The organism is Pseudomonas sp. E141, assembly GCF_052659885.1.
The window spans coordinates 2,968,072-2,990,301 of the sequence record NZ_CP084024.1; the positions used below are offsets into that span (position 1 = coordinate 2,968,072).

24 protein-coding genes are annotated in these 22,230 nt (G+C 60.7%); 9 read left to right on the top strand and 15 right to left on the bottom strand.

The window, feature by feature from the left end; genetic code table 11:
• Positions 1-19 precede the first annotated feature (19 nt).
• The 6 genes from GKKCFE_RS13225 (at position 20) to GKKCFE_RS13250 (ending at position 4,818) form a co-directional block, all read left to right on the top strand.
• Entirely contained in the window at positions 20-1,690 is a 1,671-nt protein-coding gene (locus tag GKKCFE_RS13225; RefSeq protein WP_445577983.1) for a TIGR01244 family sulfur transferase, read from the top strand.
• Between the two features lie 28 nt (positions 1,691-1,718).
• Positions 1,719-2,522: a sulfite exporter TauE/SafE family protein gene (locus GKKCFE_RS13230; protein ID WP_076384314.1), complete on the top strand. Its 804-nt coding sequence runs from the start codon at positions 1,719-1,721 to the stop codon at positions 2,520-2,522.
• A gap of 43 nt (positions 2,523-2,565) precedes the next feature.
• Positions 2,566-3,000 (top strand): YeeE/YedE family protein, encoded by a 435-nt coding sequence (locus GKKCFE_RS13235; protein WP_281460121.1) that lies wholly within the window; start codon positions 2,566-2,568, stop codon positions 2,998-3,000.
• Positions 3,001-3,002: 2 nt separating this feature from the next.
• Complete coding sequence (locus tag GKKCFE_RS13240; protein WP_445577984.1) at positions 3,003-3,422, top strand: DUF6691 family protein; 420 nt, start codon at positions 3,003-3,005, stop codon at positions 3,420-3,422.
• Between the two features lie 13 nt (positions 3,423-3,435).
• On the top strand, positions 3,436-3,624 hold the full coding sequence (locus GKKCFE_RS13245; protein ID WP_047225658.1) for a YgaP family membrane protein: 189 nt from the start codon (positions 3,436-3,438) through the stop codon (positions 3,622-3,624).
• Between the two features lie 84 nt (positions 3,625-3,708).
• Positions 3,709-4,818, top strand: a complete 1,110-nt coding sequence (locus GKKCFE_RS13250) for an ArsO family NAD(P)H-dependent flavin-containing monooxygenase (RefSeq protein ID WP_445577985.1) — start codon at positions 3,709-3,711, stop codon at positions 4,816-4,818.
• Positions 4,819-4,820: 2 nt separating this feature from the next.
• Here GKKCFE_RS13250 and GKKCFE_RS13255 read toward each other — a convergent pair whose 3' ends face one another.
• From GKKCFE_RS13255 to GKKCFE_RS13310, 12 genes are all read right to left on the bottom strand, one after another.
• Positions 4,821-6,188 (bottom strand): sensor histidine kinase, encoded by a 1,368-nt coding sequence (locus GKKCFE_RS13255; protein ID WP_047225656.1) that lies wholly within the window; start codon positions 6,186-6,188, stop codon positions 4,821-4,823.
• A complete protein-coding gene (locus GKKCFE_RS13260; protein ID WP_047225655.1) occupies positions 6,185-6,847 on the bottom strand; it encodes a response regulator in 663 nt (220 codons plus the stop codon). The genes GKKCFE_RS13255 and GKKCFE_RS13260 overlap by 4 nt, the downstream gene beginning before the upstream one ends.
• Before the next feature lie 11 nt (positions 6,848-6,858).
• The gene (locus GKKCFE_RS13265; protein WP_076384310.1) at positions 6,859-7,503 is read right to left on the bottom strand and encodes a tetratricopeptide repeat protein; all 645 of its coding nucleotides are present in this window, start codon (positions 7,501-7,503) and stop codon (positions 6,859-6,861) included.
• A complete protein-coding gene (locus GKKCFE_RS13270; protein ID WP_047225653.1) occupies positions 7,500-8,309 on the bottom strand; it encodes an SDR family oxidoreductase in 810 nt (269 codons plus the stop codon). The genes GKKCFE_RS13265 and GKKCFE_RS13270 overlap by 4 nt, the downstream gene beginning before the upstream one ends.
• Positions 8,296-8,970, bottom strand: coding sequence for a TenA family transcriptional regulator (locus GKKCFE_RS13275; RefSeq protein ID WP_445577986.1), 675 nt, complete (start codon positions 8,968-8,970; stop codon positions 8,296-8,298). The genes GKKCFE_RS13270 and GKKCFE_RS13275 overlap by 14 nt, the downstream gene beginning before the upstream one ends.
• Entirely contained in the window at positions 8,967-10,448 is a 1,482-nt protein-coding gene (locus GKKCFE_RS13280) for an AMP-binding protein (protein WP_445577987.1), read from the bottom strand. Before GKKCFE_RS13280 ends, GKKCFE_RS13275 begins: the two co-directional genes overlap by 4 nt.
• Complete coding sequence (locus tag GKKCFE_RS13285; protein ID WP_047225650.1) at positions 10,438-11,115, bottom strand: thermostable hemolysin; 678 nt, start codon at positions 11,113-11,115, stop codon at positions 10,438-10,440. Before GKKCFE_RS13285 ends, GKKCFE_RS13280 begins: the two co-directional genes overlap by 11 nt.
• Before the next feature lie 69 nt (positions 11,116-11,184).
• On the bottom strand, positions 11,185-12,414 hold the full coding sequence (arsJ, locus tag GKKCFE_RS13290) for an organoarsenical effux MFS transporter ArsJ (RefSeq protein WP_445577988.1): 1,230 nt from the start codon (positions 12,412-12,414) through the stop codon (positions 11,185-11,187).
• A 9-nt stretch (positions 12,415-12,423) separates the two neighbouring features.
• On the bottom strand, positions 12,424-13,428 hold the full coding sequence (locus GKKCFE_RS13295) for an ArsJ-associated glyceraldehyde-3-phosphate dehydrogenase (RefSeq protein ID WP_076384302.1): 1,005 nt from the start codon (positions 13,426-13,428) through the stop codon (positions 12,424-12,426).
• A 68-nt stretch (positions 13,429-13,496) separates the two neighbouring features.
• On the bottom strand, positions 13,497-14,213 hold the full coding sequence (gene arsH / locus GKKCFE_RS13300) for an arsenical resistance protein ArsH (RefSeq protein WP_322833925.1): 717 nt from the start codon (positions 14,211-14,213) through the stop codon (positions 13,497-13,499).
• Between the two features lie 65 nt (positions 14,214-14,278).
• Complete coding sequence (locus GKKCFE_RS13305) at positions 14,279-14,650, bottom strand: metalloregulator ArsR/SmtB family transcription factor (RefSeq protein WP_047225646.1); 372 nt, start codon at positions 14,648-14,650, stop codon at positions 14,279-14,281.
• An 8-nt stretch (positions 14,651-14,658) separates the two neighbouring features.
• Positions 14,659-15,072 (bottom strand): arsenate reductase ArsC, encoded by a 414-nt coding sequence (locus GKKCFE_RS13310; protein WP_047225645.1) that lies wholly within the window; start codon positions 15,070-15,072, stop codon positions 14,659-14,661.
• Between the two features lie 234 nt (positions 15,073-15,306).
• Between GKKCFE_RS13310 and arsB the strand changes: the two genes are divergently transcribed.
• On the top strand, positions 15,307-16,392 hold the full coding sequence (arsB, locus tag GKKCFE_RS13315; protein WP_322833924.1) for an ACR3 family arsenite efflux transporter: 1,086 nt from the start codon (positions 15,307-15,309) through the stop codon (positions 16,390-16,392).
• 94 nt (positions 16,393-16,486) lie between these two features.
• On the opposite strand, the gene nhaA is transcribed toward arsB, so the two are convergent.
• The gene (gene nhaA / locus GKKCFE_RS13320; RefSeq protein ID WP_139049874.1) at positions 16,487-17,680 is read right to left on the bottom strand and encodes a Na+/H+ antiporter NhaA; all 1,194 of its coding nucleotides are present in this window, start codon (positions 17,678-17,680) and stop codon (positions 16,487-16,489) included.
• Between the two features lie 266 nt (positions 17,681-17,946).
• On the opposite strand from nhaA, the gene GKKCFE_RS13325 reads away from it, so the two are divergent.
• The gene (locus tag GKKCFE_RS13325; protein ID WP_445578037.1) at positions 17,947-19,662 is read left to right on the top strand and encodes an amidase; all 1,716 of its coding nucleotides are present in this window, start codon (positions 17,947-17,949) and stop codon (positions 19,660-19,662) included.
• Between the two features lie 74 nt (positions 19,663-19,736).
• Here the strand turns inward: GKKCFE_RS13325 and GKKCFE_RS13330 are convergent, their stop codons facing one another.
• The gene (locus GKKCFE_RS13330) at positions 19,737-21,080 is read right to left on the bottom strand and encodes an ATP-binding protein (protein ID WP_445577989.1); all 1,344 of its coding nucleotides are present in this window, start codon (positions 21,078-21,080) and stop codon (positions 19,737-19,739) included.
• Positions 21,077-21,736, bottom strand: coding sequence for a response regulator transcription factor (locus GKKCFE_RS13335; protein ID WP_445577990.1), 660 nt, complete (start codon positions 21,734-21,736; stop codon positions 21,077-21,079). The genes GKKCFE_RS13330 and GKKCFE_RS13335 overlap by 4 nt, the downstream gene beginning before the upstream one ends.
• A gap of 130 nt (positions 21,737-21,866) precedes the next feature.
• Here GKKCFE_RS13335 and GKKCFE_RS13340 point away from each other — a divergent pair, with 130 nt between their 5' ends.
• Positions 21,867-22,190, top strand: a complete 324-nt coding sequence (locus GKKCFE_RS13340; protein WP_139049870.1) for a PepSY domain-containing protein — start codon at positions 21,867-21,869, stop codon at positions 22,188-22,190.
• The last annotated feature ends 40 nt before the right edge of the window (positions 22,191-22,230 follow it).

The following is a 22,230-nucleotide window of genomic DNA, read 5'->3' on the forward strand; positions in this document are numbered from 1 at the left end:
TCCCATCACGGAGACCACCATGGACATCCGCCACCTTGCGCCAGGCTTAGCGGTATCAGAGCAGATTTTCCCCGATCAATTGACGGAACTGAAAAACACCGGCTTTCGCGCCATCGTGTGTAATCGCCCGGATGGCGAAGGCAGCGATCAACCCTTGTTTGCCGAAATCAAGCGCGCGGCTGAAGCGATGGGCATTGAAGCTCACTATCTGCCCGCGGAATCGGGCAAGGTCACCGACGAACAAGGCGTTGCCTTCGGCCGGCTATTTGAATCGCTGCCAAAACCGGTGTTGGCGTATTGCCGCTCCGGCATGCGTTCGACAACCATGTGGGCGCTGTCACAAGCGAACCTGCTTCCTCTGCCGCAGATCGTCGAAACAGCCAAAGATGCCGGCTTTGACATGAAAGGCGTTATCCGCCGGATTGCAAACAAGGGGCAGACCCCGATCGAAGTGGCCGAGGCCGAACATGCGGTGGTCATTATCGGGGGCGGCGCAGCGGGCATTGCGGCGGCATCCAGCTTATTGGCCAGGGAACCGGGGCTCGACATCGCCATCATTGACCCGGCAGATGTGCATTATTACCAGCCCGGCTGGACGCTGGTCGGTTGCGGTGTCTTCGATGCCCCCCGGACCGCCCATACGATGGGCTCGACCATTCCTCGCGGCGTGCACTGGATCAAAGCCGCCGTGGCCGCTTTTGAACCCGAGAAAAATGCACTCATTCTCGATGGGTGCAGAGTCGTCAAGTATCAACAACTGATCGTATGCCCTGGCCTGAAACTCAACTGGAATGCCATTGAAGGTCTGCCGCAGACATTGGGTCGCAACGGCGTTACATCCAACTACCTGTATCACCTCGCCCCCTATACCTGGGAGTGCGTGCAGCAACTGCGCGGTGGCCGGGCCATCTTCACGCAACCGCCGATGCCGATCAAATGTGCCGGGGCGCCGCAAAAAGCCATGTATCTCTCTGCCGACCACTGGCGGCGTGCAGGGGTACTCGGCAACATCAAGATCGATTTCTGCAGTGCCGCAGCTGTGCTGTTCGGCGTGCCCGATTACGTGCCGGCCCTGATGGAGTACATCCGCGCCTATGGCATCGACCTGAACTTCGGCAGCACGCTGACGAGCGTTGACGGTCCCGCGCGAACCGCCACCTTCAGTTGCGCCCAGCCCGATGGCACACGCCAGCTTGTCACGCGCGACTTCGATTTGCTGCATGTGGTGCCCCCACAGATTGCGCCAGACTTTATCCGCGTCAGCCCCCTCGCCGATGCCGCTGGCTGGATTGATGTCGATCCCGACACGCTGCGCCATAAAACCTGGGCGAATATTCACGCACTGGGCGACGCCACCAACTCCAGCAATGCCAAGACCGCCGCGGCCGCGCGCAAGCAGGCGCCCGTGGTCGCCCATAACGTGCTGGCAGCCATGGGGAAAGCCAAGGGCAACGCTCATTACGACGGTTACGGCTCCTGTCCGCTGACAGTCGAACGGGGCAAGATCGTCCTGGCGGAGTTCACCTATGGCGGCACCGTCGCCCCCAGCTTCCCGTCCTGGCTGATTGACGGTACCCGACCATCGCGTCTGGCCTGGCTACTCAAGGAGCGGATTCTCCCTCCGTTGTATTGGAAGGGCATGCTCAAGGGACATGAGTGGCTGGCTAAACCGGAGTTGGCGGATCTATGAAACCAGACCTCAAGGCAAGGAGAGAGGGATGATCATCATCTTGCTGCTCGGCCTGACCGTGGGTGTGATTCTGGCGCTGACCGGCGCTGGCGGAGGCATCCTGGCGGTTCCCCTGCTGGTCTTCGGCGCGGGCCTGAGCATGGCCGAAGCCGGGCCCATCGGTTTGATGGCGGTGGGTTTGGCCGCGTCCCTGGGTGCGGTGATGGGTCTTAGAAACGGCACCGTACGCTATAAGGCTGCGCTGCTGACCGCAGGCGCGGGCATCATCTGTTCTCCACTGGGGATCTGGCTGGCTCAGCGCACGCCTAACCGTCCTTTGGCGCTCCTGTTTGCCCTTCTATTGATGTACGTGGCCTTCCGAGCCTTTCAAAAATCATTGCCCTCGCGCGCCGATTGCAAAGCCACGTCGAAGCGCAAACCCCCGCCTTGTGTACTGGACGAAAACCGCGGCAAGCTCCATTGGACCGCACCCTGTGCCTGGGCGCTGACGGTCTCCGGCATGGTCGCCGGCGCGCTGTCCGGCCTGCTGGGTGTGGGCGGCGGTTTTGTCATGGTCCCGGCACTCCAGCGCTACACCAATCTGACCACCCAATCGGTGCTCGCCACGTCGCTGACGGTCATTGCCCTGGTTTCAATTTCCGGCGTGGTGGCGAGCTCGGCGGCGGGTCATTTGCAATGGGCGATTGCCGTACCTTTTACCCTTGGCGCATTGTTGGGAATGACCGGCGGCCGCTTGCTCGCCGCCCGACTGCCGGAGCCCTATCTGCAAAAAGGCTTCGCCATTCTGGCTGCGCTGGTGGCCCTGGCATTGGTTGTAAAAGCCCTGGGTTAATCGCCTGCTGGAGTCTCAACGTGGTTTGTATCGGAGAAATCTCATGAACATTGACTGGCTCAACTTCACGCCCTGGTCAGCCCTTGCCGGCGGTGCGTTGATTGGTTTGGCTGCCAGCCTTTTCGTTGTCGCCAATGGGCGTATCGCCGGCATCAGCGGTTTACTCGGCAGCCTGCTGCAGCGTGGTAGCGAGGGGGTTAGCGAGAAAGCGCTGTTTCTGTTGGGGCTGCTCGTTGCGCCGCTGGTATGGGGCCTGTTCACCGCGTTGCCGCAGATCGAGTTTCAGAGCGGCTGGCTCGGCCTCAGCGTCGCCGGCCTGCTGGTGGGCATCGGCACCCGCTACGGGTCGGGCTGTACCAGCGGCCACGGCGTATGTGGCCTGTCGCGCCTTTCACCGCGTTCGATGATCGCCACGGCATGTTTCATGTTCAGCGGTTTCGCCACGGTCTTTGTCCTGCGTCATATGTTGGAGGGTTGAACATGCTCAAACTGACTGCATTCATGGCCGGTCTGTTGTTCGGCTTCGGTCTGCTCCTGGCGGGCATGGCCAATCCGAGCAAAGTCTTGGCGTTCCTGGATGTGACCGGCACTTGGGATCCCTCCCTGGCCCTGGTCATGCTCGCAGCGATTGGTGTCGCGATCGGCCCACTGACCTGGGCCCGCCGCCAGACCCGTTCGGTGCTGGGAAACCCGATGCAATTGCCGGTCAAGCGTGAGCTGGACCCTCGCCTGATCGGCGGCAGCCTGCTGTTTGGCATCGGTTGGGGGATAGCCGGTATCTGTCCGGGGCCCGCCGTGGCGATCCTGCTCACCGGGCACTGGCAAATCATCGTATTCATGGCGGCCATGCTGGCTGGCATGTTGTTGTTCACCGCGCTGGAGAACCGGCGCACTCACTGATCGGGAGATCGTCATGAAAGCCAATATCGGAACCATCGACCGTAGCTTGCGTATTGCCGCGGGACTTGTCCTCATTGCCCTCAGCCTGAGCGGCGTGATCGGCTTGTGGGGCTGGATCGGCCTGGTGCCGCTGGCGACGGGGATCTTCCGTTTCTGCCCGGTCTATACATTACTGGGCATCAGGACCTGCAAACGCTGCTGAGGCGGGTGCTGCCGCGCCTGCAAATGACGGTACTGTCAGCCATTACACCGGCTTGTTTTCCCACCTCAATCGGAGACCACTGTCATGCCCCATTCGCCTGCCACTGCCAGTCAATATGACGTACTGATTATCGGTGGAGGCCAATCAGCCCTGGCAGTGGCGTATTTCCTGCGGCGCACCCGACTTTCGTTCGTCATTCTCGATGCCGAGCAAGGGCCAGGAGGTGCCTGGCGCCATGGCTGGAATTCATTGCGCCTATTCTCCCCCGCCACCTGGAGCTCGATCCCCGGCTGGATGATGCCGCCCACGCAGGATGGCTACCCATCACGCGACCATGTGATCGACTACCTCAAGCAGTACGAACAGCGCTATCAATTGCCCATCGTGCGTCCCGTGCGCGTCACCTCTGTAGAGCGTACAGAAACCGGGTTGCGGGTTAAGGCGCACGATAGACACTGGGATGCCAAGGTTGTGGTCAGCGCCACCGGCACCTGGAGTACCCCGTTCATCCCCCACTACCCCGGCGCCGGATTATTCGCCGGTCAACAGTTGCACTCGGCAAACTACCTCCAAGCGCAGCCGTTCACCGGAAAAAAAGTCCTGGTCATCGGTGGCGGCAATTCAGGGGCGCAGATTCTGGCCGAGGTTTCCAGGGTTGCCGAAACCACATGGGTAACACCTGTTGAACCCCTGTTCCTGCCTGATGAAGTGGATGGGCAGGTGTTGTTCGAGCGCGCCACGCAGCGCTGGAAAGCGCAACAGGAAGGTCGCGTCATCGAACAGCCCGTGGGTGGGCTGGGTGACATCGTCATGGTACCGCCCGTTGTCGAGGCCCGGTCGCGCAACGCGCTCAAATCAGTCCGACCTTTCGAACGCTTCACCCGCAACGGCGTAATCTGGGCCGACGGGAGCGAGTCTGCGGTGGACGTGGTGATCTGGTGCACCGGCTTCCGACCCGCCCTGCAGCATCTGGAGCCACTGGGTGTGCTTAACCCGGAAGGACGCGTGGACGTTGACGGGACTCATTCGATTCAAGAGCCCAGGCTATGGCTGGTCGGCTATGGCGAATGGACCGGTGCGGCCTCCGCTACGCTGATCGGCGTAACACGCACGGCCCGCAGCACGGTCAACGAAATTGCCGCTTTTCTCGTCGATCCATCCGATGCCCAAACGCTACCGGCCCACGACGAGTAAGGTTAAAGACGGCCCATCTGCAACGTGGCGCGCAGACCTCCCTCGGGGCGATTCTCCAACCGGACCTGCCCGCCAAGCCGATTGGCGATGGTCCGCACGATCGTCAAGCCCAACCCGGCACCCTGGTCGTTGCCGCGGCTGTAGAAGCGTTCAAAAAGCCGGTCCCGTTCGGCCTCGTCTATGCCTGGCCCCTGATCCTCGACCGCCAGCTCGTAATGATCTCCCTGTCGGGCCAGTCGCACCGTGATCAAGCCGTTGGGGGGAGAAAAGTTGGCCGCATTGGTCACCAGGTTGTTCAAGGCAATATCGATGGACACCGGATCAATCCTCACCGGGTCGATGTCATCACTGACGTCCAGAACCAGCTCCAGCCCCTTGCTGAGCAACCAGGGGGTCATCTGAACCAGACTTTCACGCACCGTGGCGGGCAGATCGATCACGGCGGGTGCAGGCACGCCGGCTTGTGGTTCAAGACGTGCCATGGTGAGCAACTGATTGACCAGGCGCGTGGTGCGATCCACTCCGACGATCAGATGCTGCAGGGACTCACGCCGGCTCTGCTCATTCCCCGCCTCCATCAGGTTCTGCGCATGAACCCTGAGCACCGCCAGGGGGGTTCGCATCTCATGGGCTGCGTCGGCAATAAAACGCCGTTCACGGCCCATCAACTCCTGAATCTGCGCCAGCACCCGATTGAGCGCCGCTTGCATGGGCTCCAGTTCGCTGGGCAGCGGCACCAATTGCAGAGGCTCCAGTGAGCCCGGATGCCGCGCACGCAACTTGGCTGCCATGTCGACCAGAGGCTTGAGCCCCCAGCCGATGGCCAACCAGATCACGGCGGCAAGAATCAGGCTGCCGATCAGATTGGGCACCACCGTGTGACGGACAATACGATCGACCAGATCGGACCGCACATCATCACGCTCCCCTACCCAGATTTTCAGGCCGTACTGTGTATCATCCAGTACGAACGCCCGCCACATACGGTCCTTTTGGTCTATCACGTCGCTGAAACCAGGAGCAATCGGCGGTGAGGTGAATGTCGGTGCACTGGAGGTGTGAACCAGCAACGCACCTTTTGAATCCCAGACCTGAAAGGCGATTTTGCTCTCATAGGGATGTCCATCGACTTTGGGAACCGCCGACGCCAAGGCCGAATTGAATGCCTGATACAACTGCGCATGTTCCTTGCTGGCCATGGGCATGCGCATGACACCCTGCAACAGCCGGGCGTTCTGGGCCAGTTGGGCATCGTAGACTTCAGCGATCTCGTGGTTGCTGTCATGCAGATTGAATACGGTGATGATCAACAGGCCAACGAACAAAAGCCCCAGGATCAGCGTGAGGGTGCGCCGCCGGATTGAAGTCATCGGCGCTCCTCCACCAGATACCCGACGCCACGAATGGTACGGATCAGGTCGGTGGAAAATTTCTTGCGCAGGTGGTGAATATGCACTTCCAGGGTGTTGCTCTCGGCCTCCTCGTTCCAGCCGTAAAGCAATTGCATCAGATGATCGCGCGTCATGACCCGGCCCGGCGGCGACAGCAATTCATGGAGCAACTGATACTCCTTGGGCGTCAACGCCACCGGGTTGCCCTGATAGCTGACCTGCTGGGTCCCCGGATTGAGGCTGATGCCGGCATGCTCGATCAGCGCCTGGGCACGACCGGCGCTGCGGCGCAACAAGGCCCGCAACCGGGCCTTGAGTTCCGCCAGATCGAAGGGTTTGATCAAGTAGTCGTCGGCCCCGGCATCGAGCCCGGCAATGCGATCTTCGGTGGCGTCCCGGGCGGTGAGGATCAGCACCGGCAGGTTGGAGCCGCTGTCACGCAAGCGACGCAACACCTGCAGGCCGTCCATCCGTGGCAGGCCCAGGTCAAGCACAGCCAGGTCAAAGGTTTCGCTGAGCAGTGCGTGCAAGGCGCTGCTCCCGTCCTTCAACCAGTCTACGGTATAGCCTTCGCGGCTCAGGGCCTGATGGATGCCTTCGCCCAGGGCCACGTCATCCTCGATCAGTAATAAGCGCACGCACACTCCTCTCAGCCAAGTTTTTTGTTCACATCCACCAGCAACGCTTCGATTTCCTTGCGGCGCCCCGCGTCAGCGGTTTCCCGGCCGGGCCGTGGCGCTGCCTGCAAGGCTTTTTGCAGGGCAACCCGGGCTTCAGCGTAGCGTTTCTGACGGTAGAGGTGATCGCCCCAGAAGTACAGACTGTCAATGCCGTTTGGGTTCAGTTGCAGCGCCTGCTGGAGCAGTTGCTCGGCCTTGTCCGAGTCGCCAAACCCCAAGGGCCAGCCGGGAACCCGATCATAGAGTGCGCCGAGGCTGGTGTAGGCCGAGCCTTGCAAGGCTTTGGGATCCAGGGCCAGGGCCTGTTCCAGATCGGCCTTGGCGTCCTTGACCTTGCCCAGCGCACCGATCCCGCCTGCGGCCCCTGCCCAACTGCTTTTGACAATGCCCGACCAGATCCAGGCCTCGGCCACTGACTGGCGTTGCTGCTTGAACGCCGAAGCCTGGGCGGCGAGTTTTTCAAAGGCATCGGCACGCTGCCCCTCAGGCAACTCATATTGGATATGCGCCCAGCTTTGCTGGATGCCTGTGAGACGCTGCTGGTCGGCGTCATCCAAGGCCCAGGCGCTTTGAGCCAGGGCGCCGAACAGTAAACAGATCAGAATTTTTTTCATGGTTTGAGGTGCTCGTTCTCAGGTTTATGGCTCAGACGGCGAACCAGTGGCAGTTGCTTGCGCAGGCCACGGTCCACCAGGTTGGGCAGCAGGCTGTTGAGGCCGACGAAAAAACGCTCGGGCCAGCCCAGATACAGCTCGCGACGGTCGCCGGTAATGGCATGTATGACCGCCGACGCCACGGCGTGTGGGTCATCGACGTTGGCCTTGAGCGCCTGGTTGAGGGCTTGGGCCGCCGGGCTGTTCATCGACGTACGTGTAGCCCGGGGCGCCACGTAGAGCACGCCGACACGGGTGTCCGCCAATTCCCGGCGCAGTGCTTCGGAGAACCCGCGCAGGGCGAACTTGCTGGCACAGTAACTGGCGTAGCCTGGGTAGCCGATCGAGCCGTAGGTCGAGCCGACATTGACCACCATGGCGCTGGCGGCCTGTTTAAGCAGTGGCAGCAACAGTTTGCTCAAACAGATCGGCGCGCTGATGTTCAACGCCAGCATGGCGTCGATCTCACTGTCCTCGAGTTGTTCGAGCATGGCAAAGTGGTTAACACCGGCGGCATTGATCAGCAGGTTGATGCCGCCCAAGGCCTCGGCGGCGGCCAGCACCTTGCGCCGATCACCTGGCACAGTCAGGTCTGCGCCAACCCAGTACAACTGCTGCGGGTAGCGTTCGATCAAGGGTTCCAGCGCTTCGCGATGCCTGGCCACGGCCAACACCCGAGCGCCACTGGCGCATAGGGCCTGGGCGATGGCCAGGCCAATTCCGCCACTGGCACCGGTCAAGACGATCCGGGCGTCACACAGGCGCATGCTGGTCCCCCTCGTCACGGGGCAGGCCCCGGAACATCTCGGTGTAGAGCGTGTACACCACTTTGGAGGCGTGGATCACCGCCGCCTGGTCGGCCGGATCCTCCAGCTTGTTCATCAGGCCGCGATAGGTCTGCATGTGCTCGATATCCAGCGACCCGTGGGAGCTGAGGTAGCTGAAAGCGGTGGGCGGCAGTTCCAGGTGTTCACGAATGGCGTCGGCGGCTTGGGTCGCCAGAGCGATGCTGGTGCCCTCGAGCACGTTGACCATGCCGAACAGCCCCACCGGATTGCCCCGGGCGATCAAGTCATACAGGTAACTGACCATCAACTCGATAGGCAGCGACGGCTGACCATCACGCACCGCATCCTTGTCGCCTCCACACACGGCGATGTCATCCAGCACCCATTGCTCATGACCGTATTCCTCGTCGATGTACTCGCACACGGCCTTGCGCAGCCATTCCAGGTGCGCTGGCAGGCGTGCACCGCAAGCCATCATCAACGGTACGGTGTGGCGCACGTGGTAGTAGGCCTGGATCAGAAACGCCCGGTAACTGGCCAGGCTGACCTGGCCGTCGAGGGCGTCACGGATGATCGGCAGGTTGAACAGCGTCTGACGTTCCTGATGGGTGGCTTCTTGCAACGTGTCGAAAAAACTCATGACGGATATTCCTCGGACAGAATGGATTCGCTGAACAACCCGCGGTAATGCTCGACAATCGCTTCACGGCGCGGTCGGCCGTTGGCGGTGAGCAGGCCGTTGGCTGCGGTGAAGGGGTGCGCCAGTCGCGTCCAGTGATGGACCTGCGCGTAATCGGGCAACGCCTCGTTGGCCTTGCTCACCGCCAGATCCAGCGCTTGATCAGAGCAGTCAGCGCGGGTGGGCCACAGCAATGCATGGTTGCGCGGCAAGGCTTCGCCATAGACGAAGGCCTGACTGATGGTGCCGCCTTGGGTAAGTTCGGCTTCGACCCACTCAGGGTTAACGTTGCGACCGAAGCTGGTGACGAATTGGTGCTTCTTGCGCCCGCGCAGGTACAGGAACCCGTCGGCGTCGAACTCCCCCAAGTCGCCGCTGGGCCACCAGTCGTCGGGCGGCGGAGGCTCCCCCAGGTATCCGAGCAAGGTCGAGCCCTTGATCATGACTTCGCCGTCTTCGGCCAGACGAACCTGCACATGGGGCAACGGCTGACCGACACTGCCGGCGCGGTTGGCCTGTGGGCGGTTGAGGCACACCACCGAAGCGCATTCCGACAGCCCGTAGCCTTCGAATACCGGCACGCCAGCACGCTGGGCTCGTTGCAGAAGATCATGGGATACCCGCGCACCGCCCACGGCGGCGAACCGCAAAGCGTGTGGGTAGAACGCTTTCTGCTCGGCGGCCGTGACCAGCATCAGCAGCAATTGTGGAACCAGGATCAGACTCTGCGCCCGGCGCTCGGTCAGGCACGCCAACAGGCGCGCCGGGTCGACGCCACTGGCGCCCTGGATGCCAAGGGTTTTCTGGCCAGGCAGGCTGAGCATCGCCCCGGCATACAGCGCCGCGTAGCACCCGAGGTTTTCCAGAAGCACCGCGAGGGGCAGCAGCGCCAGGTGATGCCTTGGGTTGACCGGCTGACTGGCCTGTTCCAGCTCACGGGCGACCCGCAGCAGGCTGTCGGCACTCAGGCAGACACCTTTTGGCGTGCCGGTGGTGCCCGAGGTAAAGGTCAGCTTGGCGGTGCCCGCCGGCAGGCGGCTCGGTCCGGCGTAATCTTTATGCCAGAACTCGCCGCTGCAGTGGTAACCGGCGACCTGGAGTTCGGCGGCCAGTCCCGGCTCGGCAATCACCCGCTGCGCCTGGCTCTGCTCCAGGCAGTGCAAGCGTTGAGCCGGACTGAAAAAACCCGGCAGGATGACGCAGGCCAGACCTTCGAACAAAGCCGCCAGGTCCCAAAGCATGGCTTCGACACCGTTATCCAGGGCCAGGGCAACAACCTTTATGTGTTCATCGCGCAGGCGTTGCTGGCGGTACACCACTTCGGAATAAAGCGTGGCGTAGTCCAGCCGCAAGTTATCGCCCCACAGCGCCACGGCGTAGCCCTTGCGTTGGGCATGCTCACGCAGGGTGAGTTTGAAGCGCTCCACTTCAGGCAACATGGCACGCCTCCCCGTAAGTCTGTGAGAACCCCAGGCGGTCGAACAGACCGGCGTCGCGCAGATGAACGAAGCCTGCACGGATGTTGCCGACATGAACCCATGGCTGACTCTCGTAGTAGCGGCCCCAGAGGTGACGGTCTTCCCCCAGGCGCTGCGGGTCGGCCGGACACAGGGTCACGGGCTTGAGGCCAAGGCGATGGAAACTGTTGACCAGGCCGATATTGCCGGTGAACGCCACCCACTCCAGCCCGCCCATCGCCAACAGATAGGTGATCGCGATAATGCTCAGGCGAGCGCTGCCGGTGTCGCTGGCGGCCAGATTGCCAACTTCGACAATGCCGGCGCGATCCACTGCGCAGTCTGCGTCGGCCTTGATCAAAGGCTCGATGGGATCGTCCAGATAATGCTCGAGAAACAGCGGTCCCTGGGCGGCCAGACGCACGCCTGCCACGGCGCAAAGCCTGCCGTCGGCATCATCGAGCCCGAACAGTTCAGGCATGAAGTGACGAATCTCGGCGCCGTGCGCCTGGTGGAAACGTCGGTGGATGAAGGCTTCGAACTCATCCCGGCGGGGCTCTCCCGGCATAGCCCGGTGCAAGTGGCGAACCGGCTGGCCGGCATTGCCGAAAGCCAGCGGTAGATGGATGTTCCAGTCAGAATCGGGCATGGGTCAACGTTCTCCCTTGGGTATGGGGAGAAAGTATCGAGGCCGTTTCTTAACGAAGTCTGAAGGTGGTTAAAGATCGACTGCCGCACTGGTGTGGCGAGGCAATCCAATGGAAATCAAAGCGGCGAGCAGCACGAAGGCGCTGGAGATCCATAAGCACGCCTGCAGCCCGTACACTTGATAAACCCAGCCAGAAAGCACCGTTCCGATCAGCCGTCCCATGGCGTTGGACATGTAGTAAAAACCCACATCCAGCGACACGCCGTCTTCCTTGGCGTAAGACACGATCAAGTAGCTGTGCAACGAAGAGTTCACCGCGAACAGCGCTCCAAAGACCATGAGCCCACCCAGCAGCACCGTCTGTGGTGCCAACCCGCTGTCGAGTCCTAGCGCAATGGCCGCGGGCAGACCCGCCAATGCCATTGCCCACAGACACGCCGCGCGACCATCCGGCACGTGCCCACGTTTCTTGCCAGTGATGTTGGGCGCAAAAGACTGCACGATGCCGTAGCCGATCACCCAGGCCGCGAGGAAACCGCCGACCTTCCAGAAGTCCCAACCGAAAACGCTGCTCAGGTAAACCGGCAGGGCCACCACAAACCAGACGTCGCGGGCACCGAACAAGAACATCCGTGCCGCCGACAAAATGTTGATCGCGCGGCTCTTGGAGAGGATGTCGCGAAACCTGGGCTTGGCTTTCGCTTTACCCAAGTCTTTCTTCAACAGGATCAGGCTGGCGATCCAGATCAACGCCAGTACGCCGGCCATCGCCAGCAGCGCACCTTTGAAGCCGATGAGGGCCAGCAGGGCGCCCCCCAGGAAGAAACCAACGCCCTTGAGGGCATTCTTGGAGCCGGTGAGAATCGCCACCCACTTGTACAGTTGCCCCTGTTGACCATCGGGAACCAGCAGCTTGATCGAGCTTTTCGCGCTCATCTTGTTCAGGTCTTTGGCGATCCCGGACAGCGCCTGAGCGCCCATCACCCAGGGGATGGTCAACCAGGCCAAGGGAACTGTCAGCATCAACAGCGCCACGACCTGCATCCCCAGGCCGATATTCATGGTTCGGTTCAGGCCAAGCCGGGCACCGAGGTAGCCGCCCACCAGGTTGGTGATCACGCCGAAGATTTCGTAGAACAAAAACAGCGCGGCGATTTGCAGCGGGCTGTAGCCCAACGCATGAAAATGCAGCACCACCAACATGCGCAAGGCGCCATCGGTGAGGGTGAAGGCCCAGTAATTGCCGGTGACGAGCAGGTACTGCCGCACTTGCGGAGCGAGGGCTGACAACGCTTTCATGACCGTTCCTCAGACTGTCCGACCGACCATCCGGGCCAGTTCCACGGTGCGGTTGGCATAGCCCCACTCATTGTCGTACCAGGCGTAGAGTTTGACCTGGGTGCCATTGATGACCATGGTCGACAGCGCATCAATGATCGACGAGCGCGGGTCGGTTCGGTAATCGATGGACACCAATGGGCGCTCCTCAAAACCGAGGATGTCCTTGAGTTCGTTCTCGGAAGCGTCCTTGAGGAACTGATTCACTTCTTCGACGGTGGTGGCTCGCTCGACCTCGAAGACACAATCGGTCAGCGAAGCGTTGGCCAGTGGCACGCGCACGGCGTGACCATTGAGGCGCCCGCGCAGCTCCGGGAAGATTTCCGCGATGGCGGTGGCCGAGCCGGTGCTGGTGGGAATCAGACTCATGCCCGAAGCCCGCGCACGGCGCAGGTCCTTGTGGGGTTGATCGAGGATGCTCTGGGTGTTGGTCAGGTCGTGAATGGTGGTGATCGAACCGTGGCGTATGCCGAGCTTCTCGTGGATGACTTTCACCACCGGCGCCAGGCAGTTGGTGGTGCATGAAGCGGCGGTGACGATGGCATGGTCGTCGGGCTTGAACAGCTGATGATTGACGCCCATGACGACGTTCAATGCACCTTTTTCCTTCACCGGGGCGCTGACCACCACGCGCTTCACACCCTGGTCGAGATAGCCCTGAAGCACGGCAACCGTCTTCATTTTTCCGCTGGCTTCGATCACCAGATCGCAGCCCGACCAATCGGTGTCGGCAATCGCTTTATTGGCCGTGACCTTGATGCGCTTGCCATCGATGACGATGTTGTCGCCCTCGGAGCCAGCCTCTGCATTCCAGCGACCATGCACCGAATCGAAGTTCAACAGATGCGCATGGGTCGCGGCGTCACCCGCCGGATCGTTGATCTGCACGAAGTCGAACTCCGGCCAATGCCAGGCGGCCCGCAATGCCAGGCGACCGATACGTCCAAAACCGTTGATACCCACTTTGATCGTCATGTTGTTGTGCTCCTATGGCTGGTGTCTATGGAGTTCGACTGCCGGTCGAACCAGGCGTTGGGCTTGACTCAGATGGAGCGCTGATTGACGCGATTCATCAATTCTTGCGCCGACTCCTTGCGCTCGGAATAACGGTCGACCAGGTAATCCTGGCGGTCGCGAAGCAGCAGCGTGAACTTCACCAATTCCTCCATCACATCCACCACGCGGTCATAGAACGGCGAAGGCTTCATCCGGCCGCTGTCGTCAAACTCCATATAGGCCTTCGGCACGGAAGATTGGTTGGGGATGGTGAACATGCGCATCCAGCGTCCCAGCACCCGCAGCTGATTGACCACGTTGAACGACTGCGAGCCACCGCATACCTGCATGACAGCGAGGGTTTTGCCCTGGGTCGGGCGTACCGCGCCCATGGCCAGCGGCACCCAATCAATCTGCGCCTTGAACACCGCGCTCATGGACCCGTGGCGTTCCGGCGAGCACCAGACCTGGCCTTCGGACCACTGCATCAGCTGGCGCAGCTCCTGGACCCGGGGGTGATCGACCGGTGCGTCATCCGGCAACGGCAGACCCGACGGATTGAAAATCCGCGCCTCGGCGCCGAAGTGCTCCAACAACCGAGCGGCCTCCTCTACCAACAGGCGACTGAAGGAACGCTCGCGCGTCGATCCGTACAGCAGCAAAATGCGTGGCTTGTGGCTGGATGTGGTTTCGATACCGAGTTTGTCTGTCGACGGAAGATCAACCAGTTCGGTTTCGAGTTGGGGAATAGAGTCATCAAACATAGTCTTTTCCTGCGCGACGGCGCTTTGGGAATCATCAAACCAGCGGCATCGTCTACCGGGGCTCGTCAGGCAATTTTGCTCTCACAACAAATGGCGACCCGTTCAGGACGGTCCCCCATTGCTTCCAGACGCTTGGCATCGGGGCTTAACCAGTGCTTGTTGGTTTCGAGTACCACGGTCAGTACCTGCAGCACCCAGTCAGGAAGATTGGGGTGCAGTCGGTAGTAAACCCATTGACCTTGCCGACGGTCCGAGAGCAAACCGCAGGTGCGCAACTGCGCCAAGTGCCTGGAGACTTTGGGCTGACTCTCGTTCAACGCACAGGTCAGCTCGCAGACGCACAACTCCCCCTCTCGGGTGATCAGCAGCATCATGCGCACCCGATTGTCGTCGGCCAGGCATTTGAAGACAGTGGTCGGGGTCAGATGGTCAGCCATTTCAGTTCTCAGTGTTTGGTTTTCACCAAGACAAACATCTTGATGCGCTCATGAATTTCGTGAAGCGTGTGACGGAACGCGTCGGGCTTGGTGCTGGTGACCGGATCTTCAAAGCTCCAGGTCAAGGCCTCGCCAGCATCGGGGAGCGACTGGCACTGCGCAGTTGCTTTATCGCACAGGGTAATCACGTAATCGAAACGCTCTCCCTGAAACTCATCAATCGACTTGCTGCGTAACCCGTCAGTACTGATTCCAAGGTGCGACAAGACCTCGAAGGTGCGCGGGTCGACCGCGGTCGGAACCGTGCCGGCGCTGAACGCCTCGAAATGTTCCGAATCCGTGTGCCTGAGCAGCGCTTGGGCTAACTGGGAACGAGCAGCGTTGGCGGTGCAGACGAAGAGAACGCGGGCTTTGCCAGTCATGATGAAGCCTCATCCAATATACGGAAAACCGAATATATGATTATCCGAATATAAGGTAAAGCCCCCGCCGTTTATTTTCCCTGCCACGCAACGTCTACAATCAGAACGAGATAGAATCCTCTTGGGGGTATTCTCTGAACAGGATCGCGCTCAGTTCAGAAATATATGTTTTTTTTCATATACGCTCTGCATCCGGAACCTGTGCGCGCAGACGTACAAAGAAGAGGTTTGAGTATGAGCACCCGCCAGCCCATCGGCTTTTTCGAGCGCTACCTGTCAGTGTGGGTCGCCCTCTGTATCGCCGCCGGCATTGGTCTGGGCAGTCTGTTCCCACGGCTGTTCCAGACCATGGCCGATTATGAATACGGTTCGGTCAATTTCATTGTCGCGGTACTGATCTGGCTGATGGTCTATCCGATGATGGTGTCGGTGGACTTCTCCAGCCTCAAGCGCATTCACGAACGGCCCAAGGGGCTGATCATCACCCTGGTGGTCAACTGGTTGATCAAACCGTTCACCATGGCCGGGCTGGGGGTGTTGTTCTTTCATTATTTCTTTATCGACCTGATCGATCCTCGCGATGCCGGCCAATACATCGCCGGTCTGATCCTGCTCGGCGCCGCGCCGTGTACCGCCATGGTGTTCGTCTGGTCGCAGCTGACACGCGGCGACGCCACCTACACCCTGGCGCAGGTGGCACTGAATGACGTGATCATGATCTTCGCCTTCGCGCCGCTGGTGGCGCTGTTGCTCGGCGTGACTGACATTGAGGTGCCTTGGGCAACCCTGATCCTTTCGGTCGGGCTGTATGTGTTGATCCCGCTGATTGCCGGGGTACTCACCCGGCTGAAGCTCAGTGCCTCGGCGCAAAACGCCGGCGAGGCCGAGTATGCGGTCACGCGCTTCAACGCTCGGGTCAAACCCCTGTCGATACTCGGCCTGCTGGGCACCGTGGTGCTGCTTTTCGGGTTTCAGGGGCAGATCATTCTGGATAAACCACTGCTGATTGCTTTGATTGCCGTACCCTTGCTGATCCAGTCCTACGGCATTTTTGCCATTGCTTACGCGGCGGCGCGGCTATGGAAAGTACCCTTTAACGTGGCGGCACCCTGCGCCCTGATCGGCACCTCGAATTTCTTCGAGCTGGCGGTGGCGGTGGCAATTGGTTTGTTCGGCCTTAACTCCGGGGCGGCCCTGGTCACCGTGGTCGGGGTGCTGGTGGAAGTGCCGGTGATGCTGTCGCTGGTGGCTTTTGCCAACCGGACCCAGGCCTGGTTCCCGAAAGAAAGCGTAGAAATGACGCCAACCGCCTCGCCATGACCACAGCATCGCTGCGAACGAGAAATACTGTGGTTAACCCAGGCGAGATGAACTGGATAACGCGGCATGGATAATGCCCCTGCCGCGTCTCACATCAGTTTTTCTTGGGACCTACTTTCATCAGCAACATGACGCCGATGATGGCCGACAGGGTCGAGCCCAGCAGCACACCGACTTTGACCTCATCGACCAGATGCGGCGCATTGGGAAATGCCAGCGCACCGATGAACAGGCTCATGGTGAATCCGATCCCGCACAACAGCGCCACGCCGTACATCTGCGACCATCTGGCCCCCTCAGGCAGTTTGGCCAAGCCGAAACGAATGGCCAGCGCCGCCAACCCGAACACCCCAAGCTGTTTGCCCAGCAACAGCCCCATCGCCACGCCCATCGGTACCGGATCAAGCAGATTATTCGGCGAAATACCGGCCAGGGACACGCCGGCATTGGCGAAGCCGAAGATGGGCACGACCGCAAAAGCCACCCACGGATGCATCTTTTCTTCGAGGTAGAGCAGCGGCGACCACCCGCCTTCGTTGGAGTCTCCAAGGGGGATACAGAGGGCAAGAATGACCCCGGCCAAGGTCGCATGGATGCCCGATTGCAGCATGAAGTACCAGAGCAGTGCGCCGGCTATCACATAGGGAAACAGCCGCTTGACGCCGCAACGGTTGAGTACCACCAGCAGTGCCGTAACGCCCAGGGACGCCAGCAGCATGTTCGTCGACAAATCGCTGGTGTAGAAGATCGCGATGATGAGGACGGCCCCAAGGTCATCCAGAATCGCCAGCGCGGAGAGAAAGATTTTCAAGGAAATGGGCACACGCTTGCCCAGCAGCGACAACACCCCCAAAGCAAACGCGATGTCAGTTGCGGTGGGAATCGCCCAGCCGCCCAAAGTCTGTGCATTACCCCAGTTGATCGCCACGTAGATCAGGCCCGGCAGCAGCATGCCTCCCAGCGCCGCAAATCCCGGAAGGGCCCGCTGGCCCCAACTCGACAACTGGCCTTCAAGCATTTCACGCTTGATCTCAAGGCCGACCAGTAAAAAGAACAGAGCCATCAGGCCATCATTGATCCAGTGCCCCACCGAAAGCCCCAGGGCTTTGATGTGCAGCGTGGAGAAGTACACTTCTGACCAGGGCGAATTGGCTACGATCAGCGCGGCCAGGGCGGAAGCCATCAGGATCAGGCCGCCAGCGGATTCAGCGGCGAAAAAACGGGAGAGGAAAGCCATGGCGGAAGGTGACTCACTTTTATTATTCAGGCGCAACGGTTCCGGGCTCATAGGCACAGCGACTCCGCGCTGGCGGCCCGACCTGCGCTTGATTAAACCTGCCCTGCCGCGTTTTGCGGTGACACCCTTGGGCCGTATTCTATACAAAAGGTACTGCCCGAGTGTGGGCGGTTTTCTAATTAGGCCCTCTGGCGGTTATCCCGTAGTAAAGTGCATGCAACCAACATGAGAACCCACGTTGAGATGTCTGAAGTGCCCAAGACCCAGTTTGAATGGCCCCGCGCGTCACACCCACAGTCAGCCGCAACGGTAACAGCATGATCGAAATTACCGAAGTCTCCATCGCACAACTGCGCGCAGCGCTCCAGTCCGGTCAGACGACCGCGGTCGAACTCGTCCAGGCCTACCTTGCCAGGATCGATGCCTATGACGGCGCCGACACGTCCACCGCCCTCAACGCTGTGGTCGTGCGAAACCCCGATGCCCTGGAAGAAGCACACGCGTCCGATGCCCGTCGGGCCAAGGGACAAACCCTCGGTCCGCTCGATGGCATTCCCTATACCGCCAAGGACAGTTATCTGGTGAAGGGGCTCACGGCGGCTTCTGGCAGTCCGGCGTTCGCGAACCTGATCGCTTATCGCGATGCGTTCACCATCGAACGGCTTCGCGCCGCCGGGGCGATCTGCCTGGGCAAGACCAACATGCCGCCCATGGCCAATGGCGGCATGCAGCGCGGTGTCTATGGCCGGGCTGAAAGCCCCTATAACGCGGACTACCTCACCGCCCCTTTCGCATCGGGCTCCTCGAACGGTGCAGGCACTGCAACGGCAGCCAGTTTCGCCGCATTCGGCCTTGCCGAAGAAACCTGGTCGAGTGGCCGGGGCCCGGCCTCGAACAACGGATTGTGTGCCTATACACCTTCGCGCGGGGTGATTTCGGTACGCGGCAACTGGCCGTTGACGCCAACAATGGACGTCGTCGTGCCCTATGCCAGGACGATGGCGGATCTTCTCGAAGTGCTCGACGTCGTGGTGGCGGACGATCCTGATACCCGGGGCGATCTGTGGCGCATGCAACCCTGGGTGCCCCTCCCGCCTGTCCACTCGGTTCGCCCCGCCTCATACCCGGGCCTTGCCGCGCATAAGGAAGCACTCGCTGGGGTCCGCTTCGGAGTTCCGCGCATGTACATCAACGCCGATCCCGAAGCGGGCACGGCTGAGGCTCCCGGCATTGGCGGGCCGACGGGGCAGCGAATCAACACCCGTGCCTCGGTCATGGCCCTGTGGGAAGACGCCCGCAAGGCGCTCCAAGCCTGTGGCGCGCAAGTGATTGAGGTCGATTTCCCGCTGGTGTCCAACTGCGAAGGTGATCGTCCGGGCGCGCCGACCGTATTCACTCGGGGCCTGGTGTCCAAGGAGTTCCTGCACCATGAGTTGTGGGACCTGTCAGCCTGGGCGTTCGATGACTTTCTGCGCGCCAACGGTGATCCGAAACTCAATCGCCTGGCCGATGTTGACGGACCACTGATATTCCCCCATGACCCGGGCACCCTGCCCAACCGTGAGGACGACCTGGCCGCTGGCATGGATGAATACGTCAGGATGGCCGAGCGCGGCATTACGCCGTGGGACCAGATCCCCACCCTGGCGGACGGACTGCGGGGCCTTGAACAGACACGTCGAATCGATCTTGAAGACTGGATGGACCGGCTTGGGCTCGATGCGGTGATATTCCCGACAGTCGCCGACGTTGGCCCCGCAGATGCAGATATCAACCCGGCGTCCGCCGATATCGCCTGGAGCAACGGGGTCTGGGTCGCCAATGGCAACCTGGCCATCCGGCACCTGGGCGTGCCCACCGTCACGGTGCCGATGGGCGTGATGGCGGACATTGGCATGCCTGTAGGGCTGACGTTTGCCGGACGTGCCTATGACGATTCGACCCTGTTGCGCCTGGCTTCGGCGTTTGAGTCGCTGGGCTCCAAACGGGTGGTCCCGCCGCGGACGCCGCCGCTGCCGGGTCGCAAGCAATAAGTGTGGCGGGGGTCCCCCGCCTGCTTCCCTGACCAAACCGGGCCCAAGGCTGCAGCACGTGCAAAACATGCTTTTCAGCCTTGGGTCGTCGAGGCGAGCGGTAACCATACGCTGACTTCGAATCCGTCCTGGCGGCCCTTCGCCGGCGATGCCAGTGTTATTTGTCCGTTGATCCCCAGCACAATCGCTTTGGCGATCGCCAACCCCAATCCTGACCCGCTTGCGTCGCTCTGACCGCGTACAAAACGCTCGGTCAGGCGCTGCAATCTGGCCGGCGGCACTACCGGGCCGCCATTGACCACCCGCAGTTGCGCCTGGTCAGAAAGGCTGACCTCCAGGGGGTGCTCCGTCGCGCCGTATTTCAAGGCATTTTCGATCAGGTTGCGCAAAAGGATGCCAAAAGCGTCTGGATCGATGGTCGAGTAGACGCCGGCCTGAGCCGGAAGCAAGAGTTCGATCTGGCGACCGCTGCTTTGACGCCACTCATCGACCACATGGGCCAACAACGGGATGAGGTCCTGAGGCCTCTGCGCCAATAGCCCACCGCCCTCAGCCTTGGCCAATTGCATGAGTTTTTCCGAGAGCCGGGCCAGCTCGCGCAACGAGTTTTCGATCTTCGCTGCACGCAGCCGCAAGGGGCCTTCAGGCGCTTCTTGGCGCAGTCGCTGGACCTGCGCCAGCGTCGCAGCCAGTGGCGTACGCAGTTCATGGGCACTGTTGGCGGTGAAACTACGCTCGGCCTCCAGGGTCTTGCGCAAACGTTTGAGCAGATGGTTGACCGCCTCAGCCAGCGGATCGATCTCTGCTGGCAATCGCAACACTTTGATCGGCGAAAGGTCACCCGCCCCCCGGGCCTCCACGGCACGCCGATAGGCCATGACGCTGCGCAAACTCAGACGTACGAATAACCAAGTGCCCACCAGACTGATGGGAATCAGCGCCAACAACGGCAATAACAAGGCCAGCAAGGCCTCCCGCGCGGCCTCTCGGCGATGGTCAAGAGGTTCGGCGATTTCGATGAACACCGACTCGCGTAACGCACTGGCGCCATACAGGCGATATTTTTCGGTTGTGGAGAAACCTTCAGCCGGTGTTTTGCGAAATATCTTCGGGTTGGCATCGTGAGACTGCATCAGGATCTTGCCCCTGGCATCGCGCACCAGGTAGGTCAGATGCTCCTTGTGCATTTTCAAGGTAGCCACAAGTTGTGCGCTTTGCGGTTCTTCGCGATTGCTGATCTCCAGAACAGCCAGAGGCAGGATCCGTTGCGCGGTCTCCTCCAGGGCGCTGTCGAACACTTCATCCAACTCATGTTGCACCACCCGCCATGTGCCGACGGTCGCCGCCAGCCAAAGCAAGGTCATGCCCAGCGTCAATCCAACGCCAAGACGTTTTTGCAGACTGCCCGAGGCGCTCATAGGGATATCAGCCGGTAGCCCATGCCACGCACGGTTTCGATGACGTCACGACCTAGCTTCTTGCGCAGCCGGCTGATGTACACCTCGATAGTGTTGCTCTCGATTTCGGCGCCGAAGGCGTATAAGCGCTCTTCAAGCTGCGACTTGGACAATAGCGCGCCAGGGCGCTGCACGAAGGCCTCGAACAATGCCCACTCCCGCGCCGTAAGGTCCACTGTGGTATCGGCGCGCAGCACCGTACGCGCGCTCATATCCAGTTGTAGTTCGCCAATCTTGATCTGCGGGTTGGGGTTACCGCTGTAACGGCGCGCCACAGCTGCAACGCGTGCCGAAAGCTCGAACAGGTCGAACGGTTTGACCAGATAATCATCGGCCCCGGCATTAAGACCCGCGATGCGATCAGATATCTGATCCTGTGCGGTCAGGATGATCACCGGTGTCGCGACCCCGGCACCACGCTGCTGACGCAAAAAATCAAGTCCGCGACCGTCAGGAAGCATCAGGTCAAGCAGTATCAAATCGTACGGTGTGGTACGCATGCTGTTACCCGCATGGTCCAGGCGCTGGACCCAATCGATCGCATGGCCATCATCGGCTATCTGCTCTCGCACCGCTTCCCCCAAACCTGGCGCATCTTCAACCAATAAAACCCGCATCTGGCAGCTCCTGTGATCGTGTCGTGCAGAACCTTGACCGTCTTAACTGAGGTCAATCTGAAGATTCAGGTGAATGTCAGGATTGCGCCGTAGGTTATGCCAACGATGGCGCCTTGATAGGAGATGGATCATGAAATCAGGTTTTATAGCCAGTACCGCGTTATTGAGCGTGCTTTTCAACGGATACGCGGTGGCCGATGAAGACTGCAGCGACCCCGTCAGCGACTGGCAATCACGCGAAACCTTGCGTCAGCAGGTAGAGCGGCAATACGGCTGGAGTGTGCAGCGCATCAAGGTCGACGACGGTTGTTACAAGCTCAAGGGACTGGACCGCCAAGGCAATGTTGTCGAAGCCCGCTACTCACCGGCATCGCTGCACCTGCGCAAGCTGGAGATCCACTTCCGGGCCGACAGCGATGGCGGGGAATACCTCGGAAAGCCGTTAATCAAATGACAATTTTGCGGCCCTTCAGGTTGCTGTCAGCAAGCAGGTC

Coding starts and splice junctions, on each gene's coding strand:
- GKKCFE_RS13295 (WP_076384302.1), bottom strand. CDS start 13,428: ATGACGATCAAAGTGGGTATCAACGGTTTTGGACGTATCGGTCGCCTG.
- GKKCFE_RS13265 (WP_076384310.1), bottom strand. CDS start 7,503: ATGAAAAAAATTCTGATCTGTTTACTGTTCGGCGCCCTGGCTCAAAGC.
- GKKCFE_RS13280 (WP_445577987.1), bottom strand. CDS start 10,448: ATGTTGCCTGAAGTGGAGCGCTTCAAACTCACCCTGCGTGAGCATGCC.
- GKKCFE_RS13245 (WP_047225658.1), top strand. CDS start 3,436: ATGAAAGCCAATATCGGAACCATCGACCGTAGCTTGCGTATTGCCGCG.
- GKKCFE_RS13335 (WP_445577990.1), bottom strand. CDS start 21,736: ATGCGGGTTTTATTGGTTGAAGATGCGCCAGGTTTGGGGGAAGCGGTG.
- GKKCFE_RS13310 (WP_047225645.1), bottom strand. CDS start 15,072: ATGACTGGCAAAGCCCGCGTTCTCTTCGTCTGCACCGCCAACGCTGCT.
- GKKCFE_RS13255 (WP_047225656.1), bottom strand. CDS start 6,188: ATGACTTCAATCCGGCGGCGCACCCTCACGCTGATCCTGGGGCTTTTG.
- GKKCFE_RS13240 (WP_445577984.1), top strand. CDS start 3,003: ATGCTCAAACTGACTGCATTCATGGCCGGTCTGTTGTTCGGCTTCGGT.
- GKKCFE_RS13305 (WP_047225646.1), bottom strand. CDS start 14,650: ATGGCTGACCATCTGACCCCGACCACTGTCTTCAAATGCCTGGCCGAC.
- arsB (WP_322833924.1), top strand. CDS start 15,307: ATGAGCACCCGCCAGCCCATCGGCTTTTTCGAGCGCTACCTGTCAGTG.
- GKKCFE_RS13250 (WP_445577985.1), top strand. CDS start 3,709: ATGCCCCATTCGCCTGCCACTGCCAGTCAATATGACGTACTGATTATC.
- arsJ (WP_445577988.1), bottom strand. CDS start 12,414: ATGAAAGCGTTGTCAGCCCTCGCTCCGCAAGTGCGGCAGTACCTGCTC.
- GKKCFE_RS13275 (WP_445577986.1), bottom strand. CDS start 8,970: ATGAGTTTTTTCGACACGTTGCAAGAAGCCACCCATCAGGAACGTCAG.
- arsH (WP_322833925.1), bottom strand. CDS start 14,213: ATGTTTGATGACTCTATTCCCCAACTCGAAACCGAACTGGTTGATCTT.
- GKKCFE_RS13340 (WP_139049870.1), top strand. CDS start 21,867: ATGAAATCAGGTTTTATAGCCAGTACCGCGTTATTGAGCGTGCTTTTC.
- GKKCFE_RS13225 (WP_445577983.1), top strand. CDS start 20: ATGGACATCCGCCACCTTGCGCCAGGCTTAGCGGTATCAGAGCAGATT.
- GKKCFE_RS13235 (WP_281460121.1), top strand. CDS start 2,566: ATGAACATTGACTGGCTCAACTTCACGCCCTGGTCAGCCCTTGCCGGC.
- GKKCFE_RS13230 (WP_076384314.1), top strand. CDS start 1,719: ATGATCATCATCTTGCTGCTCGGCCTGACCGTGGGTGTGATTCTGGCG.
- GKKCFE_RS13330 (WP_445577989.1), bottom strand. CDS start 21,080: ATGAGCGCCTCGGGCAGTCTGCAAAAACGTCTTGGCGTTGGATTGACG.
- GKKCFE_RS13325 (WP_445578037.1), top strand. CDS start 17,947: ATGATCGAAATTACCGAAGTCTCCATCGCACAACTGCGCGCAGCGCTC.
- GKKCFE_RS13270 (WP_047225653.1), bottom strand. CDS start 8,309: ATGCGCCTGTGTGACGCCCGGATCGTCTTGACCGGTGCCAGTGGCGGA.
- nhaA (WP_139049874.1), bottom strand. CDS start 17,680: ATGAGCCCGGAACCGTTGCGCCTGAATAATAAAAGTGAGTCACCTTCC.
- GKKCFE_RS13285 (WP_047225650.1), bottom strand. CDS start 11,115: ATGCCCGATTCTGACTGGAACATCCATCTACCGCTGGCTTTCGGCAAT.